The sequence below is a fragment of the Kibdelosporangium aridum genome (genome assembly GCF_900176515.1).
GTDB lineage: Bacteria > Actinomycetota > Actinomycetes > Mycobacteriales > Pseudonocardiaceae > Kibdelosporangium > Kibdelosporangium aridum.
Genome location: NZ_FWXV01000002.1, coordinates 581,592 through 598,628, shown reverse-complemented (window position 1 = coordinate 598,628; position 17,037 = coordinate 581,592). Strand labels below are relative to the sequence as shown.

Here is a 17,037-nt window from a genome sequence, read left to right as displayed (position 1 = left end):
TGTCAGCCGCCGCTGTTGGCGCGGATCCAGCTGGCCAGCGCGGACGTGTCGACGTAGATCGACGGGCCGGTCGCGCAGGTCGAGCTGCCGTTGCCGGACCGGCTGGTCGCGCCGATCAGCTGCCACACGCCGTTGACGCGCTTGACCTGCGGGCCACCGGAGTCGCCGTAGCAGGCACCCGAGTTGCCACCCGGGTTGTTGGTGCAGATCTCAGTCGCGCCACGGATACCGAGGCACCGGCTGTCAGCCACGATCGACGTGTCCAGCTCCTGCAGGCCGATCGGCGCGCCACAGCCACCGCGGATGGGGCAGGTCTGGCCCCAGCCGATGATGCGGGTGGCGGTGCCCACAGCGCCCGACTCCGCCGCGAGCGCGATCGGCGCCTGCGGCACCGAGCTCGCCAGCTGCAGCACGGCGAGATCGGCGGACGGGTGAGCGATCCGGCGGGACACACGAGCCACCGAACCACCGCTGGTCCGGTTGGTCGTGCCGACGCGCACCTGGGCAGGCGTACCGCAGTGGGCCGCGGTCACCACCCAGTTCGGCTTGATCAGCGAGCCGCCACAGGAGTGGCCGCCTGAGCTGGACTGCAAGGAAACCATGAACGAATAGACTTCAGAGGCCGGGCGGCCGTTGACAATCATCGGTTCGACGCCTGTTGGCTGATCCGCTTGAGCCGCTGCGGCTGGGATGACCAGACCAGCGAGAGCGACTCCAGCGGTGAACAGGCCGGCGAGCAGGGACCGTGCCTTCATTCCAGTTCTCCTTATTGTGTCCCCGGAGTGATCCGGGTCACGGAGAACCGTAGAAAAGGCCGTTATAGCAAGGTAACCGTCAGAAGTAGGGAAGAAATCCCAATTGCCTCAAACGAGACGGCGGTCCGACGCCCAGCGGGAGAGCTCATACCGGTTCGACAGCTGGGTTTTGCGAAGCACGCTCGAAACGTGTGTCTCCACCGTCTTGACCGATATGAACAGCTCGGACGCGATCTCCTTGTAGGCGTAACCGCGCGCCAGCAACCGAAGCACGTCCCGCTCGCGCGGGGTCAACAGGTCGAGTTCGGGGTCGCTGATCGGCGCCGAGCCCGGCCGGTCGGCGAACGCGTCGAGCACGAACCCCGCCAGCCGCGGCGAGAACACCGCGTCCCCTTCGGCCACGCGCACGACTGCCCGCACCAGTTCCTGGCTGGAGATCGTCTTCGTGACGTATCCACGCGCACCGGCCCGGATCACGGTGATCACGTCTTCGGCCTGGTCGGAAACCGACAGGGCGAGGAACACCACCGCCGGGTGCGTCGGGCGGACCTTGCGCAGCACCTCGGCGCCACCGCCGTCCGGCATGTGCACGTCCAGCAGCACCACGTCGGGCAGCTTCGCGGCGATCCCGGCGACCGCCTCGCCGACTGTCCCCGCCTCGCCGACCACCTCGACCTCGTCGGTGATCGAGTCCAGTTCGGTGCGCACGCCCGCACGGAACAACGCGTGGTCGTCCACCAGGAAGACCCGGACTTTGCGGGTGGTCTCCGAGGACTGCACTGTCTCGCTCACGCCTTGGCCTCTCTTCCGGCATTGCGCGCCGAAGCGGTGGTCCTCGGCATCTCGAGGTGCACTTCGGTGCCTTCGCCGAGGGCGGTGCGGATGCGCACCGAACCCCCGTTGCGGTCCATCCTGCCCTTGATGGAGTCGGCAAGGCCATGCCGGTCGCCCGGAACAGCCGTTTCGTCGAAGCCTTTGCCCCGGTCCCGCACGAAGATGTTCACCCGATCCGGTTCCACCTCGGCGTACACGCTGACCTCGGCCACCCCGGCGTGCTTGGCGGCGTTCACGGTCGCCTCCCTGGTCGCCTGGACCAGCGCGGTCAGCTTCTCGTCCAGTTCGCAGTCGCCGACGACGACCTGCTGGACCTTGATCGCGAACGTGTCCTCGACCTCACCGCACGCCACCTCGACGGCTCCGGAGAGCATCGACGGCTCGCTGTTGACCTGGTGGGTTCCTTCGCCGCGGCTGTAGCCGGACGGGCCGTACAACCAGGTCCGCAGTTGACGTTCCTGGCCACGCGCGAGCCGCAGCACCTCGCGGGGCGTCTCGGCCTGCTTCTGGATCAGCGCAAGCGTTTGCAGCACGGAGTCGTGCAGGTGAGCGGCGATTTCGGCGCGCTCTTCGGTCCGGATGCGCTTGCGGCGCTCGTCGCCCAGGTCACGGACGACCCGCAACCACCACGGCACGGTCACGGCCGCGACACCGAGCAGCACAGCCAGCACAGCGGCGATGACGAACTGGGGTTGGTCGTAGTTGCCGACGGCCTGCAGCAAGAACGCGGCGACACCCGACACGACCAGCCCGATACCGGACAACGTGCGCACGAACGCGCCACGCTCGCCCTTGCGCCGCTCGTCGGCCTCCCGCCAGACGATCGCGGAGCCGATCACAGCCAACGCCAATGCCGCACCGGCCCAGCCGTTGAACGTGCCGGTCAATGAGCCACCGGCGATCGCGACACCGACGCCCAGCGCGATCAGCCCGATCGCCTGCTGACGCTCCTTGGTCGAGATCGGCGCCGCCTCGGCCTCCGGATCCTGCTGCGGCACGAACGCCCACAACAGGCCGTACACGATCACGCCGACGCCACCGGCGGCCGCCAACGCGGCGAACGCCAGCCGTACCCACAGCACGTCGACGTTGAGATGGTCGGCGATGCCACCGGCTATGCCCGCGATAGTCCGCCCGGAACGCCGCCGGTACATACGGTTGAATTCCGGCGTCGTCAGCGCCTTGGTGTCTCGCCTGAGCTGCAAACCCACACAAGAATGGTCACACGCGCGCGCAAACGGGTCATCAGGGAAGGACCCGGGGACAAGCTCAGGGGCGGTCCCTGATGTGTAAGCCCCGGTGGCGGCTCATCCTTGTCACTGTGAGTGGAACGCAGCGACAGCAGGACCATCCGTTGGCCGGGGCGGAGGACACGCTGAAGGACTTCTGGACGAACCGGCCGAGGCGGCCGAGGCGTGGCCGGAAGATAGCGGGCGTCGCGGCGGCCATCGCCAACCGTTACCAGATCGACCCGGTCCTGGTCCGGGTCCTGCTGGTGGTCTCGGCCATCTTCGGCGGCGCCGGCCTGATGATCTACATCGCCGGCTGGCTGTTCTTCCCGGACGAGCGCGACCAGGAAGCACCGCTGCCCGCGCTGGTCGGCCGTGGCCGCAGCAGTACCGGGTGGTTCTTCACGTTGTTCCTGTGCGCGGTGCTGTTCGGTGCCTCGATCTGGACTTTCAACGGTGAGGGTGGTGCGGGGATCGTCGGCCTCGCCTTGCTGCTGACGGGACTGTTCCTGCTGCACCGCGGCCGTGGATCGCTCGCGCCGCGGACTCCGCCGCCACCGCCGCTGGTCACGCAGCCGACGATGCCGCTGGGGACGGACATGAACGCGCAAACCAGCCAGCAGCCCGTACCGCCGCAACCAGACGAGCGGACCGGCCCGCCCGCGTGGGACCCGCTCGGTGCCGCGCCGTTCGCCTGGGACCTGCCGGACCCGGCGCCGGCTCAGCCTGAGCCGCAACCGCCCGCTCCGAGGCGCAGGCGGTCCGCGATCGGCGGGATCACGCTCGGTGCCGCGCTTGCCGTCGGTGGTGCGTGTGCACTGGTCGCGCCGCACGTCTCCTGGCTGACACCGGGGCACATCATCGGCATCGTGCTGGCCATCGTGGGCCTCGGCATGGTCGGTGGCTCGCTGATGGGCGGTGGTCGTGGCCTCATCGGTCTCGCGGTCCCGTTGGCACTGGCCGGTTTCGTCTTCACGACCGCGACCAGCGGACCCGTTCCGTACGACTCGGGCCAGGACTGGGGCACCATCACGTCCCGGCCGACGTCGGTGGCGATGGTCGCACCCAACTACAGCGTCGGTGGCGGCACCGTCGAATTGGACCTGACCGCGCTGCCGAACACCGGCGAAGTCCACACCTCGCTCTACGCGGGACTGGGCAACGTGTCGGTGCTCGTCCCCGCGAACGCGGACGTGGACGTCACCTGCGACGCCGGGCTCGGATCAGTCGATTGCCTTGGCGTGGAACAGAACAAGACCGACGCGCATGTCAATACGGTCGACAACGGCACCGACGGTGCCGGCGGCCTCAAGATCTACTTGGACGCCCGGGTGAACTCCGGGACCGTGGAGGTGCGCCGTGGCTGACGACACGGAGAAGACCGAACGCAAGCGCGTCGACCTGCTGACCCTCTTCGCCGGAATCGCGACGCTGGTGCTCTCGGCCTACGTGCTGACCGACGGCCAGACCTGGTTGCCGTCCTTCGACGCGCGCTGGCTGCTCGCCGGCGGCGCGGTCCTGGTGGGCCTGCTGCTACTCGGCAGCTCGGTCCGCCGTCGCAACCGCTGATCCGACTGGGGCCGCGGCCACAGCGGGAACCACGAGTTCCGGCTTGGCCGCGGCTTTGGGTTGCCAACGGGTCATGCCCACCCCCAGGAGGACCACGACCATGCCGGCCACCACTCGCAAGGTCACCGGCTCGCCAAGCACGATCGCGCCCAGCAGCACGGAAACCACGGGCAGCAGATAGCCGACGGCAGTCGCCGCGACCGCGCCCTCGTCCGCGATCAGCCGGTAGTTCAGGGCGAACGCGAACCCGGTACCGAAGACGCCGAGGATCACCACGGCGACCACGCCAAGCGGGTGCCAGGTGATCGGCTCGAAGCCGTCGATCGGCAGCAGCAACGTGCTCAGCCCGGCCGCGGTGACCAGCTGCGCGGCCGACAAAGCGATCGGCGCCGTGCCCTTCCCGGACAGCTTGAGACCGATGTACGTGTAGCTGACGGCGTAGCTCGCGGCGGCACCGAGGATCGCGAGGGCGCCCCAGCTGGTCAGCCCGCCTGCCTGCCACGGCGCGAAGATCAACAGCGTGCCGCCGAAACCGACGACCATGCCGAGCATGCGCAGCGAGAAAAGCTTGCGTTCCTGCCGGAGCAGCACGCCGATCAACAAGGCCCACAACGGTGTTGTGGCGTTGAGCACACCGGCGATGCCGGAATCGACCGTCTGCTCACCGAAACCGAAGAGGAAGAACGGCAGCGCGTTGCCGAAGAACGCGGCAAACGCCAGGTGAGCCCAGATTTTGGGGTCCTTCGGCAGCCGCTGTCTGCCTGAGTAGCACAGCACGACGAGCACGGCGGCGCCGAGCAGGATCCGGCCGATCGCGATCTGCCCCGGAGACATGGACTGCAGCGCGAACTTGATCCAGAGGAAGCTGGATCCCCACAACAGAGCCAAAAGACCCATCCGCACCAGCGTGCCCTTGCTGCCCACCGCGAACTCCCATCGTTGACTCGAGACCAACGATGCATCCGCTAACTAGCTAGAACAAGTGAATATAAGTGCATCGACCGTTAAGCAAAGCTGTATGGTGGTGGCATGCTCGACGTACGCAGGATGCAGCTGCTCAGGGCGGTCGTGACCAGCGGATCCGTCACCTCGGCGGCCGGGAACCTCGGTTACACGCCGTCCGCGATCAGCCAGCAGCTGGCCGTGCTGGAGAAGGAAGCCGGTGTGGCCCTGCTGGAGCGGGTCGGGCGCGGCGTCCGCGCGACCGCGGCGGGACGTCTGCTGACCGAGCACGCGGCGATCATCAGCAAGAACCTGTCCGACGCCGAAAGCGCGCTGCGTGACCTCAAGGAAGGCAAGACCGGGCAGCTGTCGATCAGGTACTTCTCCACGGCAGGCGTCGCGCTCGTCCCGCCTGCCATGGCACAGCTGAAGAAACACCATCCCGGCGTGCAGATCGACCTGAAGCTGATCGATCCGGAAGACCCGCTGCCCGAGGTCGAGGAGGGCCGGGCGGACGTGGCGATCGTTGTCTTCCCCCGGATGAACCCGCCCCGCCGCGGAGTTCAGCTGATCCACCTGATGCACGACCCGTTGCGGGCCGTGTTGCCGCGCGGCCACCGCCTGGCGAACAAGCGGTTCGTGGATCTGGCGGACTTGGCGGAAGAACCCTGGGTCAGCACGGACATGGTGCCGGGCCCGTGCTCGGACCTGATGCTGAACGCTTGCGCCGCAGCGGGTTTCACCCCGAACATCGCCGTGGAGTCGGAGGATTACGCGTCTTCACAAGGATTTGTGGCCGCAGGCCTCGGCGTCGCGTTGATTCCCAAGCTGGGGCTGGACACCACGCACTTCGGGGTGGTCGCCAAGCGGGTCCGCAGGCCGGAGCCGATCAGGGAGATCTACGCCGCGATCCGCGAGTCAAGCGCGGAAAATCCTGCGGTACAAGCGTTTCTCACGGCCTTGCACGAAGTGGCTGCTCGGATCACGAGCTGATCAGGCCGCACCTGACTTGAAGCTGTCGATCATCAGCTTGCCGTTCTGGACGACCACGACGAACGAGTAGGACTCGCGGCTCTCCGAGCCGTCTTTCTTCTTGAACCGCACGGTACCGCGGACGTTTCCCTTGTCGTCCTGGCTCGTGTCGGTGATCCGGACGTCCTGCATCTCGCCGTAGAAGTTGAAATAGCCGTCCCTGCCGTTGGACAGGCCCTGCGCCTTCGGGGTGAGCAACGCCCACCCCGCATCGGGGTTCTCCGGCAGCAGGTCGTAGTAGCTCTCGACGAAGTTCGCCGCGTCTTCCAGGCTCGCGCCGTCTTGCTCGTCGGTGCTCGACGCAGTCGAGGAAGGCGTGGAGGACGGCGGTGGCGTGGTGGACCGCTTGACGGCCGGCGGTCCGGTCTGGGTGACCGTGACCGGTGGCAGCGGAGCCAGGGTCGACGGGTTCTGCTGCGCGTTCGTCGGCTTCGAGTTGGTGAACATGCTGGCGACCAGGACGCCTACAGCGGCCGCGCCGATGATCGCGAGGACCGTCAGCACGATCTTGCGGACGTCCCTGCGGGGTCTTGGCTCCGCAGGCGTCGGCTCGCGTCTTGGCTGCGGCCCGATCGGCGGCTGGTTGCCACGCGGCGGCGTGCCGGGAGGCGGCGGACCCATTTGCTGGAAACCACCGGGCGGCGTACGACGCGGCTCAGCGAGCGGGTTGGCGTCGATGCGTGTGGCCGGGTGGCCCGAGGGTTGCGGCACCGGGGGAGGCGGTGGAGGCGCCTGAATTCGCTGGGCGACGGTCGGGCCGTCGTAGTTGCCGCTGAGCAGTCCAGGCGGCACCGGGCGGCCCGCCGAGATCGCGGTCAGCGCCTCCTTGGCGGCGGCCATGGTCGGCCGCTCCTCCGGCTCGGTCCGCAACAGGCGCATCAGCAGCGCGGTCAGCGGGCCCGCCTGCCGAGGCGGGCTGATCTTGCCCGCGGCGACCGCGTGCAGCAGCGCGAGCGTGTTCTCGCTCAGGCCGAACGGGGAATGTCCCTCGACGCAGATGTACAGCGTCGAGCCGAGGGAGAACACGTCCGAAGCGGGCGTGGGCTCCATCCCCTTGGCGACCTCGGGAGCGAGGTACGCGGGCGTCCCGGCGAGCATCCCGGTCGCCGTCACGGTCACGTCGCCGACCGCGCGCGAAATGCCGAAGTCGGTGATCTTGACCGAGCCGTCGCCGCCGAGCAGCACGTTCGCCGGCTTGATGTCGCGGTGCACGATCCCGGCCGCGTGCGCGGCCACCAGACCGGAGGCCACCTCGGCGCCGATCCTGGCCGCTTCCTGCGGTGGAATCGTGCCCCTGTCATCCAGCTCGGCCGCGAGGCTGCGGGACGGCAGGTACTCCATCACCAGCCACGGCTGGCCGTCGTCCTCGACCACGTCGTAGACCGTGATCGCGTTCGGGTGCTGCAGCCTGGCCGCGATCCGGCCTTCCCGCATGGAGCGGAGCCGGCCTTCCTCGGCCTGCGCGGCGCTCAGGCCGGGCTGCGTCAACAACTGCTTGACCGCGACTGTGCGGTGCAACCGCTCGTCGTGCGCTTGCCAAACGACGCCCATGGCGCCGCTGCCGATGCGCTGTCCCAGTCGGTATCGACCCGCCACCAGGCGGTCTTCGTCGGAGGGCAACGCCTAACTCCCGTACGGCTGGATGTCTGCGACCAAGGACTCTACTTATGTGTCGTTTGGGCGCGCGCGGAGGTTGCTTTGGTTTACGGAGTATTCGAGCTTGACGCCGGCGGTCCCGACGGCTTCGACGAGGAGCTCGACGAAGACGGTGGCTTGGAACTGGTTGTCGTCGGGGGCGGCGACGAGCTGGATGTGGTCTTCGGCGGCTCGGTCGATTTCGGTGTCGACCTCGGGGTCTGTCGCTGCGACGACGACGTGCTCGACTCGGTGGTCGTCTCCGTGAAGGTGAAGGTCGGCACCGAGCTGGTCGTGGTCTGCGAGCTGTTCACGTTCGACGGCGACGGATCCTGCTTTTGCTCGTTCGCGCTCGCCGCGATCAGCCAGCCACCCAGCGCCAGAACCAGCGCGGCCATCACACCGGCCAGGATGTACGGCCGCTTGGACTGCTTCTGCGGTGGCGGTGGCGCAGCCGGACGGACGCCCGTGCGCGAGCGTGCGCTCGGCGGGGCGACGGCCCTGGTGCGCGGGTCGGTGGATGGACCGGCGAACACTGTCCGTGTCTCCGGCACGTCCGGGTGGTCACCGCGAGCGACCGCGGCCAGCATGTCCCTGGCGTACGCGGCGGTCGGGCGGTCCTCGGCCTCCGTAGCCAGCAGCGCGATCAGCACCGGCGTCAGCGGGCCTGCCTGCTGCGGCGGGTTGATCTTGCCCGCGGCCACGGCGTGCAGCAGGCCGAGCGTGTTCTCGCTCAGGCCGAACGGCGGCTCGCCTTCGACCGCCGCGTACAGCGTGGAGCCGAGGGAGAAGACATCGGTGGGTGGTGTCGGGTCCTTGCCGTACGCCACCTCAGGCGCCAGATAGGCGGGAGTTCCGGCGATCAGGCCGGTCTTGGTCACGGTGACGTCGTCGCTGGCCCGGGAGATGCCGAAGTCGGTGATCTTCACCGAGCCGTTGTCGGCCAGCAGGATGTTGCCCGGCTTGATGTCCCGGTGCACGATGCCCGCGGCGTGCGCGGCGGCCAGCGCGGCCGCGATCTGCGCGCCGATCGCGGCGACCTCGAGCGGCGGCAGCGCACCGCGCTCCTTCATCGCCGCGGCCAGGCTCTGGCTCGGGACGTACTCCATGACCAGCCATGGCGCGTCGTCCTCGTCGACGACGTCGAAGACCGTCACAGCGTTCGGGTGGTGCAGTTTCGCGGCGATCCGGCCCTCACGCTGCACGCGTTCGAGTGCCTCGTTGATCTCGTCCTGCGACAGGCCGGTCTGCAGCAGGACCTGCTTGACGGCGACGACTCTGTTGAGCCGTTCGTCCCGCGCCTGCCAGACGACGCCCATGGCGCCGGTGCCGATGCGATGCACGAGCCGGTAGCGACCGGCTACCAGTCGGCCTTCGTCGCTCACGACACCTCCTTGCCCGCGAACTGCTCGCCGGCGATCTTCTCTGTCAGGCGGACAACCCCAAGGACCGCCTCCAGGCTATGCGCTCACTCTTCGCGCACGACCACAAGACCGTTACCTGGATACGAATGCCACCGGCGTGTCGGACTGCCCGGCGCGGAGAATGAGACCAACGCCACACACCGGCCCACTCCTCGGGGCGTGCCCAGCTTAGCCCGATCGGGGGTCACATTGGTGACGCGAGGTGCTTCAAGCGTCCCAAACGGGTGTAACACTTCGGCAGAGTCAGCTCCGTTGGGCTGAGACGATCTCGGCGCCGGTGATCCGCTTCGGCTGGCTGTCAGTGACCCTGAGCAGCTGTTGTACCCGGGCGGTGTCGCCATCGGGCAGCACCATCTCGACGACGGCCAGCAACGCTCCGTCACCACGCGGCTGCACATCCACGACTCGAATGTTGCGAGCTTGCGACCAAGAGTTCAGGAAGTGGGACAGATCGGTCTGCCGCAGCAGCCCGTCCAGCAGGCTGACTGCCTGCTGCGGCTGGCTCGCCAGCAGCTTGTAGTACTCCCGGACCAGCTCGATGTCGGTCGGCGCGGTGTTGGCGGCCGCGGCGGGCGGTGAGGTGGGGCTCGAGAGCTTCTTGCCGTCGACCGGACGGCGGCCGCCGGGGTTCTCCACGCTCGTGGAGGCGCTGCCCTTGTTGGGCACCGGCATCTCCGTGGTGATCCTCGGCGCGTTGCCCGCGGTCAGCGTGAACATGTTGGGCAGCATCGCCTGCTCGTTGGTCATCTCGGCCACGGGCCGGTCGACGACGCCCGGCTCGGACTGCCGCCTGGTGTTGATGATCGAGGCGGCGGCGATGGACGCGCACAGCACCGCGGTGGCCACGCCGAGACCGGCGAGTTTGGCCAGCTGCCCGCTGCGGGCGGGCTGACGGCGGTGATGGGAACTGGGAGCGGGCGACGGTTGTGGCTGCTGCGCCTTGGTGACCGGCGGCATCGGCTCCGTGTCGATGCCTGCTGGCATCACCTCGGTGACGGCCTCGTCGCGGGGCGGCAGGTGAACCGGGGTCGGCCGGTTCTTGATCAGCTCCGCAACGGTGATCGACCCGGCTCTGATGTGCCGGCGACCAGACGTCGGACGCTCCACTGGTTACTTCCTTGCGTGTGTGTCACTGCTACTCGGGTGTCGAGTCACGGAGGGCCACATCAGGTTTCACCCGTTCGGGGTTCTCAGCGGCGCTGTCTGTACCTCGACTGGGCCAGCGGTTACCGCCGGCACTGTCGGTATCGGCCCGTTCGGCCCAGGACTTAATGGGTAATCTCAGAACTTATTTTCGGATCCCGGCCAGAGGTGAATTTCAGCCTCCTGCGCTCGGTGAACGTGGTCCCGTCCGCCTTGGTGACCTTCACCTCACTGACCGTCGTGCCCTGGTTCGGGTCGATGCTGATCCGCCGCACCTCGATCCGCTTGATGTCGGCGTAGCGCTCGCGGAACGCCTGCTCACCCTGGCCACGCATCTCGCCGGTGGTCATCTGGAACGCCGTGCCCGGGTTGCTGGTGATCTGGTTGTAGAACGCCTCGGTCCGGTCGCCGATCTGCTTCGGGTCGTTGGTCGCCAGCGCCCGTTTCGGCGTGGTCTCCCTGACCGGCGGGGTGTACGGCGGCGGAGCCACGGAGCTGGACGTCTGCGGGGCGCTGGGCCGCACGCCGCTGCTGCTGGTGGCCGGCGCGCCCGCCGTGCCACGGATGGACTGGCTGTGCCCCGGCACGACCGTGGATCTCTCCACGCTGCGGCTGGTGGTTGGCCTTTGAGTGGCGATCTGTGGCGCGTCGGAGGCGTCCAGGTACATCGGCGCGCTCGGGACACCGGGCAGGGCGTCGATGGTCTCGGTGTTCTTGGGCCTGCCGACCAGCGCGGCGGCCGCGAACGCGAGACCGAAGACCACCGCGAGCGAGGCGCCGATGGCGAACCACGCGGCTTTTCGCCAGCTCTTCGGCGGGGTGACGGAGGCGGGGATGGTGCCGAGGTCGAACTTGCGCAGGCCGGGAACGGTCGTCTCGGCCGCGGTCGGCGGCGGAACGGGGTCAGGGCGGGCATGGGCGGGTGGATGCGCGTGGCTGACTTCCGGCGTCCACGTGCCATGCGAATGCCGGTGGCGGCCCTGTTCTGGTTGATGCTCCCCGCTGGTCATGTAGATGTGACCCTTCTCACTGCCGGTCATGACGCGACTACTCATGATCACGGCATGGCGACCACACGAGCGCTAAGAAGGGTCCTCGAAACAACGGGCCGCGCGGGTCGCGCGCGGTCCGGTTCGAAGGGCCCGTCAGTGCTCACCTACGCCAGGGTATGCCTGACGCTCCGCGCGTAGAAACGCTGGTAGGGCCCAACATTCGTTGCCACACGACCGGGTGAAGCTTCTTGACAAGCCGGGTTTATGAGTCGGTTTTGTACTTCTTCTGGGTCGACTCCAGGGACTTCACGGCCACGGCGCCGGAGCCGCCGCCGATCAGGATCGCGAGGATGTCGACGAAGCCGCTACCACCGGTGAGCAACAGCCCGAGCAGAGCTCCGGCCGTCGTCACACCGGCGACCGGCCACCGGGAACGGACGTATTGGGCGATCGGCCCGCCACCCGCCCGCTTGTTCGCCGCCGAGTTCAGCAGCGCCAAGTACCCGACGTGGGCGAGGGTGGCCACCAGGGCCACGATGACGATGATCACGGCGATCAGGTCCAGCATGCTTCCAGTGTGCCTGTTCGGCACGCCTACCCGGATGGGTGATCGCCCTGATATTTCGGTGTCGGACTTCTTCTTGCTCCGATCGGACCGGCTTTGCCGGTCGTTCCCACCCCGCCGGCACCGCGCGGGGATTGCCCGGCGTCATGGGCGGGGTGGCGTCGTCTGCTCAGCGGCCCAGTCGGCCGCGCCCCAGGTTGAGCAGCGCCATCGCCAGCTGACGGCCCTCGGGGCCGAGCTCCCGGTAGCGAGCCAGGACGTCCATCTCGCGGTTGTAGACGATGCGCGGGCCGCCTGCGGCCATCCGCGCCGCGCCGATCGTCTTGGACACTTCGACGCGGCGTTTCACCAGGCGGAGGATCTCCGCGTCGAGCCAGTCGATCTCTTTGCGCAGCGCGTCGATGTCTTCGGCTGCGGTCCCGTTCTCAGTGGTCGGGGTCATCGGCATTCCTTGTCTGTGAGGAGGCCTGGCCCGGGAGAACGAAACCCCCGGGTCCGAGGACTCCGGGGGCTTCGTGGTGTCTGGTGGCGTCAGATGACCACGGGAGCCGGAGTCCGGGTCCCGTAGAAAAAGTAAAAGCGCTCTGTCCGCACGCAGTTATCTTGACACAACCGCCGGACGAACGTCGAGCGCCGACAGTTGGACATCCTCGCCGGGCTCCTTGACAGCCTTGTCCAACCGCCGAAAAAGCTTGGTCATGATCACGCCGCCGATGATCACACCGCCGCCGACCAGCGCGAACGACAGCAGACCCGGGTCGATGACCTGGCTGGCGCCGGACAGCGCGGCCCCGACCGCGGTCCACAGCGCCGCCCACACCACCGCGGAGATCGCCGCGAAAGCGATGAACTTGCGCAACGGCATCCGCAACGTCCCGGCGAGCACCGGTGCCAGCGTGTGCGCCACGGAGACGAACCGCGCTGTCACCAGCAACCAGCCGCCTGATTCCCCAACCAGGCGCTCGGCTTGTGCCCACCGCTTCGGGCCGGCCTTGCGGCCGACCCAGCCGTGCTTGATCGCCGGCCCCGACCAGCGACCAAGCGCGTAACCACCCAACTGGCCCGCGACGCATCCCGCGGCCGCCACCGCCCCCGCAAGCGGCGACCACGCGACGTGCAACACCCCGATGCACGCGCCGACGAGCACTTCCCCTGGCAGGACGACGCCGATCACGACGCTCGTCTCGAGGAACGACAGCACGAAGATCGTCACCAGCACCGCGACCGGTGACAGCGCGGTGAGGTCTGGCATCAGGCCTTCGAACACGTTCCCCACTCCCCGTTCTTTCTCTCCTCCAACTCCCTGTTCAAGACTGTCGCCCGCGGCAGGCGAATGGATCAGGGATGAGCCCCGGAAAACCCCGGAAACGGACCCCGAACTCCTGGTGAAGCCCCCTGAGAAAGGAGTACTCCGCCACCCGCTACCCAGGCGAACCATTTACCGGCTGGTTCTATGCCCGACGAACTTGGCGCGAGTCCGCCAGCGATCCTTGCCACGTCGTAGCTGGTCAGTGCTCGATCTGCACATGTGTGCGAGGCGGTGCGAGGTTTTGTCGGCCCGGGCGAGTACCTTTGTTCGCGATGAGCGCCTTGTTCGAGCTTCCCGGCACCACACCTGTCAACCCGGCCGTCGCCGCCCTGCTTGAAGGGCTGAACGACCGGCAGCGTCAGGCTGTCGAGCACAGCGGTACGCCGCTGCTCGTCGTCGCCGGCGCGGGCTCGGGCAAAACCCGTGTGCTGACAAGGAGAATCGCCTACCTGCTGGCCGCACGGGACGTGCACCCCGGTCAGATCATGGCGATCACCTTCACCAACAAGGCCGCCGCGGAGATGAAGGAGCGCGTCGCCGATCTGGTCGGCGGGCGCGCCAAGGCGATGTGGGTCTCCACGTTCCACTCGATGTGCGTGCGGATCATGCGGCGCGAGGCCAAGACCATTGGCATGTCGTCGAACTTCTCGGTCTACGACTCCGACGACACCCGCAGGCTGATCACGTTGGTGGCCAGGGATCTCGACCTCGACCCGAAGCGGTACTCCGCGCGGTCGCTGGCCGTGCAGATCTCGAACCTGAAGAACGAGCTGATCGACTACGAGGCCGCGGCTTCCCGCGCGTCCAACGACTTCGAGCGCCGGACCGCCGAGGTGTACGCGGTCTACCAGCAGCGGCTGCAGCAGGCCAACGCCTTCGACTTCGACGACCTGATCATGAAGTCGGTCGAGCTGCTGCAGATGTTCCCGGAGGTCGCCGAGTACTACCGGCGCCGCTTCCGGCACGTGCTGGTCGACGAGTACCAGGACACCAACCACGCGCAGTACATGCTGGTGCGTGAGCTGGTCGGGGTCGGCGCGGGTGACATCCCGCCGGGCGAGCTGTGCGTGGTCGGTGACGCGGACCAGTCGATCTACGCGTTCCGTGGCGCGACGATCCGCAACATCGAGGAGTTCGAGCGGGACTACCCGGACGCGACCACGATCAAGCTCGAGCAGAACTACCGCTCGACGCAGACCATCCTGTCCGCGGCGAACGCGGTCATCTCGCGCAATCCCGGCCGGATCGACAAGCGGCTGTGGACCGACTCGGGTGACGGCGAGAAGATCGTCGGCTACGTCGGCGACAACGAGCACGACGAGGCCGCTTTCGTCGCTGGCGAGATCGACAAGCTGGTCGACCACGGCGACGCGCGCAACGGCGACATCGCGGTGTTCTACCGGACCAACAACCAGTCCCGTGTCTTCGAAGAGATCTTCATCCGGCTCGGGCTGCCGTACAAAGTCGTTGGCGGCGTTCGGTTCTACGAGCGCAAGGAAGTCCGCGACGCGCTGGCGTACCTGCGGGTGCTGGCCAACCCCGAGGACACCGTGTCGCTGCGGCGGATCCTGAACGTGCCCAAGCGCGGCATCGGCGACCGGGCGGAAGCCGTGGTCGCGGCGCATGCCGAGCAGCAGCGGATCTCGTTCAACGCGGCGCTGCGCAAGGCCGCGGCAGGCGAGGTCCCGATGCTCAACCCGAGGTCGGAGAAGTGCATCGCCGGGTTCGTCGAACTGCTCGACTCGCTGCGGGAACTGGTCGACGACGGCGTGGCCGAGCTGCTCGAAGCGATCATCGACCGCACCGGCTACCAGGCCGAACTCGAGGAGAGCGACGACCCGCAGGACGCGACCAGGCTGGACAACCTCCGCGAACTGATCACCGTGGCCAGGGAGTTCGCCGAGCTCCCGCCCGCGATCGAGGACGAGGAGACCGTCACGCCGCTCGGCACGCTTGAGGGGTTCCTTGAGCGCGTGTCGTTGGTGGCGGACGCCGACCAGGTGCCGGATGCGGATTCCGACGGCGTGGTCACCCTGATGACGTTGCACACCGCCAAAGGTCTCGAATACCCGGTCGTGTTCAGCACCGGCTGGGAGGACGGGATCTTCCCGCACATGCGGGCGTTGTCCGATCCGGTCGAGCTGGCCGAGGAACGGCGCCTGGCATATGTCGGGATCACGCGAGCGCGTGAACGGTTGTACCTGTCGCGTGCCGTGATGCGGTCCGCGTGGGGCCAGCCATCGACCAACCCGGCGTCCCGGTTCCTCGACGAGATCCCGCCCGAGCTGATGGAGTGGCGTCGTCTCGAGCCGTCACGGCGTTCGTCCGGTCCGTCGACCGCGACGACGTGGAGCCGTTCCGGGTCGGATTCGGCGCAGGCCAGGATCGCCAAGCAGGGCATGCGGTCGACGTCGTTCAAGGGCTGGCAGGACACGCCGGCGCTGAAGCTCGAAGCGGGCGACCGCGTCAACCACGACAAGTACGGCCTCGGCACGGTCGTGGCGACCGATGGAACGGGTCCGCGCGCCACTGCCACGATCGACTTCGGCAGCTCCGGCACGATCCGGCTGATGCTGATCGGCAGCGTCCCGCTAGTGAAGCTCTAGCGATCGCGGCAGCCCGAACCACGGGAGCACGCTGTTCTCGAAGCGGGTCATGGCGCAGATCTTGGTCCCGGTGAGGCTGAGGACGTACAGGCCGACTCCGTGGTGGATGCCGTCCGGGCCGCGCAGGTACGCGCCGAACGCGGGCTGACCGTTGGCGCGCGTCGGCACGAGCTCGAATCTCCGGCCTGCGTCGAACAACCTGGCGCAGAAGCGGGCCACGAGGTCTCGTCCTTCGTATTCGAAGGGCATCGGCGGCATCGAGATGAAGACGTCGTCGGTCAGCAGCGCCACCAGCGCGTCGACATCGGCTGACTGCCAAGCGCGGACGAACTTCGCCACGATCACTTCCTCGGCAGGTGAGTCCGGGCGCGGCCGGTGTCTCAAACCGGCGCGGGCGCGCTTGAGGGCGCTGTTCACCGAGTCGACGGTCGAATCCAGCATGCTCGCCACTTCCTTTGCCGAGAAGCCAAGGACATCACGCAGGATGAGCACGGCGGTCTGGCGTGCCGGCAGGACTTGCAGGGCGGTCACGAACGCCAGCGAGATGGATTCGGTCTGCTCGTACTGAGCGCCTGGATCCAGGAGGACGTCGGGATACGGCTCAAGCCACACCACCTCGCCGAGCCGAGTCGGTTCGGGCGGTTCGACGCCCGGCACGTCCCATTGCTTGGCAGGTCGGCGGCTCGCCGATCGACGGGCGTTGAGGCACCGGTTGGTGGCGATCCGGTAGAGCCACGTGCGCAGCGACGCACGCCCCTCAAACCCCTTGAAACCTTGCCACGCAGCCAAAAGCGTGTCCTGCAGCGCGTCTTCGGCGTCCTGGAACGACCCGAGCATCCGGTAGCAGTGCACCTGCAGCTCGCGCCGGTGCGGTTCGGTCAGCTCTTGGAACGCGGCGGCGTCTCCGGCGCGTGCCTTCGAGATCAGGTCGGCTGTCACTGTTCGCATTCTGAGTGGACACCGGCGGAGGGGCGAACTGGGCGCCCAGTCCGGGGTTGCTGC

The 17,037-nt window shown here is 67.9% G+C and carries 16 protein-coding genes; 4 read left to right on the top strand and 12 right to left on the bottom strand.

Annotated elements, in window-relative coordinates; genetic code table 11:
* Positions 1–2: 2 nt before the first annotated feature.
* From B9C43_RS12205 to B9C43_RS12195, 3 genes are all read right to left on the bottom strand, one after another.
* A complete protein-coding gene (locus B9C43_RS12205; RefSeq protein ID WP_084426209.1) occupies positions 3–755 on the bottom strand; it encodes a S1 family peptidase in 753 nt (250 codons plus the stop codon).
* Positions 756–863: 108 nt separating this feature from the next.
* A complete protein-coding gene (locus B9C43_RS12200) occupies positions 864–1,547 on the bottom strand; it encodes a response regulator (protein WP_327222290.1) in 684 nt (227 codons plus the stop codon).
* Positions 1,544–2,743 carry an ATP-binding protein gene (locus B9C43_RS12195; protein WP_084428067.1) on the bottom strand — a complete coding sequence of 400 codons (1,200 nt, stop codon included), beginning with the start codon at positions 2,741–2,743 and terminating at the stop codon, positions 1,544–1,546. The genes B9C43_RS12200 and B9C43_RS12195 overlap by 4 nt, the downstream gene beginning before the upstream one ends.
* A 167-nt stretch (positions 2,744–2,910) precedes the next feature.
* On the opposite strand from B9C43_RS12195, the gene B9C43_RS12190 reads away from it, so the two are divergent.
* Positions 2,911–4,185, top strand: a complete 1,275-nt coding sequence (locus tag B9C43_RS12190) for a PspC domain-containing protein (protein WP_235038574.1) — start codon at positions 2,911–2,913, stop codon at positions 4,183–4,185.
* Entirely contained in the window at positions 4,178–4,387 is a 210-nt protein-coding gene (locus B9C43_RS12185) for a hypothetical protein (RefSeq protein WP_033384012.1), read from the top strand. Before B9C43_RS12190 ends, B9C43_RS12185 begins: the two co-directional genes overlap by 8 nt.
* Here the strand turns inward: B9C43_RS12185 and B9C43_RS12180 are convergent.
* Positions 4,352–5,311: a DMT family transporter gene (locus B9C43_RS12180; RefSeq protein ID WP_407657088.1), complete on the bottom strand. Its 960-nt coding sequence runs from the start codon at positions 5,309–5,311 to the stop codon at positions 4,352–4,354. The genes B9C43_RS12185 and B9C43_RS12180 overlap by 36 nt on opposite strands.
* Before the next feature lie 105 nt (positions 5,312–5,416).
* Between B9C43_RS12180 and B9C43_RS12175 the strand changes: the two genes are divergently transcribed.
* Entirely contained in the window at positions 5,417–6,322 is a 906-nt protein-coding gene (locus tag B9C43_RS12175; RefSeq protein WP_033384011.1) for a LysR family transcriptional regulator, read from the top strand.
* Here the strand turns inward: B9C43_RS12175 and B9C43_RS12170 are convergent, their stop codons facing one another.
* From B9C43_RS12170 to B9C43_RS12140, 7 genes are all read right to left on the bottom strand, one after another.
* A complete protein-coding gene (locus B9C43_RS12170; protein ID WP_084428063.1) occupies positions 6,323–7,912 on the bottom strand; it encodes a serine/threonine-protein kinase in 1,590 nt (529 codons plus the stop codon).
* Positions 7,913–8,064: 152 nt separating this feature from the next.
* Entirely contained in the window at positions 8,065–9,381 is a 1,317-nt protein-coding gene (locus tag B9C43_RS12165; RefSeq protein WP_084426205.1) for a serine/threonine-protein kinase, read from the bottom strand.
* 282 nt (positions 9,382–9,663) lie between these two features.
* Positions 9,664–10,527 carry a hypothetical protein gene (locus B9C43_RS12160; protein ID WP_084426203.1) on the bottom strand — a complete coding sequence of 288 codons (864 nt, stop codon included), beginning with the start codon at positions 10,525–10,527 and terminating at the stop codon, positions 9,664–9,666.
* Between the two features lie 161 nt (positions 10,528–10,688).
* The gene (locus B9C43_RS12155) at positions 10,689–11,603 is read right to left on the bottom strand and encodes a hypothetical protein (RefSeq protein WP_084426201.1); all 915 of its coding nucleotides are present in this window, start codon (positions 11,601–11,603) and stop codon (positions 10,689–10,691) included.
* A gap of 214 nt (positions 11,604–11,817) precedes the next feature.
* Positions 11,818–12,123, bottom strand: a complete 306-nt coding sequence (locus B9C43_RS12150) for a hypothetical protein (RefSeq protein ID WP_084426199.1) — start codon at positions 12,121–12,123, stop codon at positions 11,818–11,820.
* Between the two features lie 166 nt (positions 12,124–12,289).
* Complete coding sequence (locus B9C43_RS12145) at positions 12,290–12,568, bottom strand: chorismate mutase (protein ID WP_051895695.1); 279 nt, start codon at positions 12,566–12,568, stop codon at positions 12,290–12,292.
* 150 nt (positions 12,569–12,718) lie between these two features.
* Positions 12,719–13,396, bottom strand: a complete 678-nt coding sequence (locus B9C43_RS12140; protein WP_051895694.1) for a DedA family protein — start codon at positions 13,394–13,396, stop codon at positions 12,719–12,721.
* Between the two features lie 305 nt (positions 13,397–13,701).
* On the opposite strand from B9C43_RS12140, the gene pcrA reads away from it, so the two are divergent.
* Positions 13,702–16,035 (top strand): DNA helicase PcrA, encoded by a 2,334-nt coding sequence (pcrA, locus tag B9C43_RS12135; protein ID WP_033383992.1) that lies wholly within the window; start codon positions 13,702–13,704, stop codon positions 16,033–16,035.
* Here pcrA and B9C43_RS12130 read toward each other — a convergent pair.
* A complete protein-coding gene (locus tag B9C43_RS12130) occupies positions 16,021–16,974 on the bottom strand; it encodes a sigma-70 family RNA polymerase sigma factor (RefSeq protein WP_235038573.1) in 954 nt (317 codons plus the stop codon). The genes pcrA and B9C43_RS12130 overlap by 15 nt on opposite strands.
* Positions 16,975–17,037: the final 63 nt, after the last annotated feature.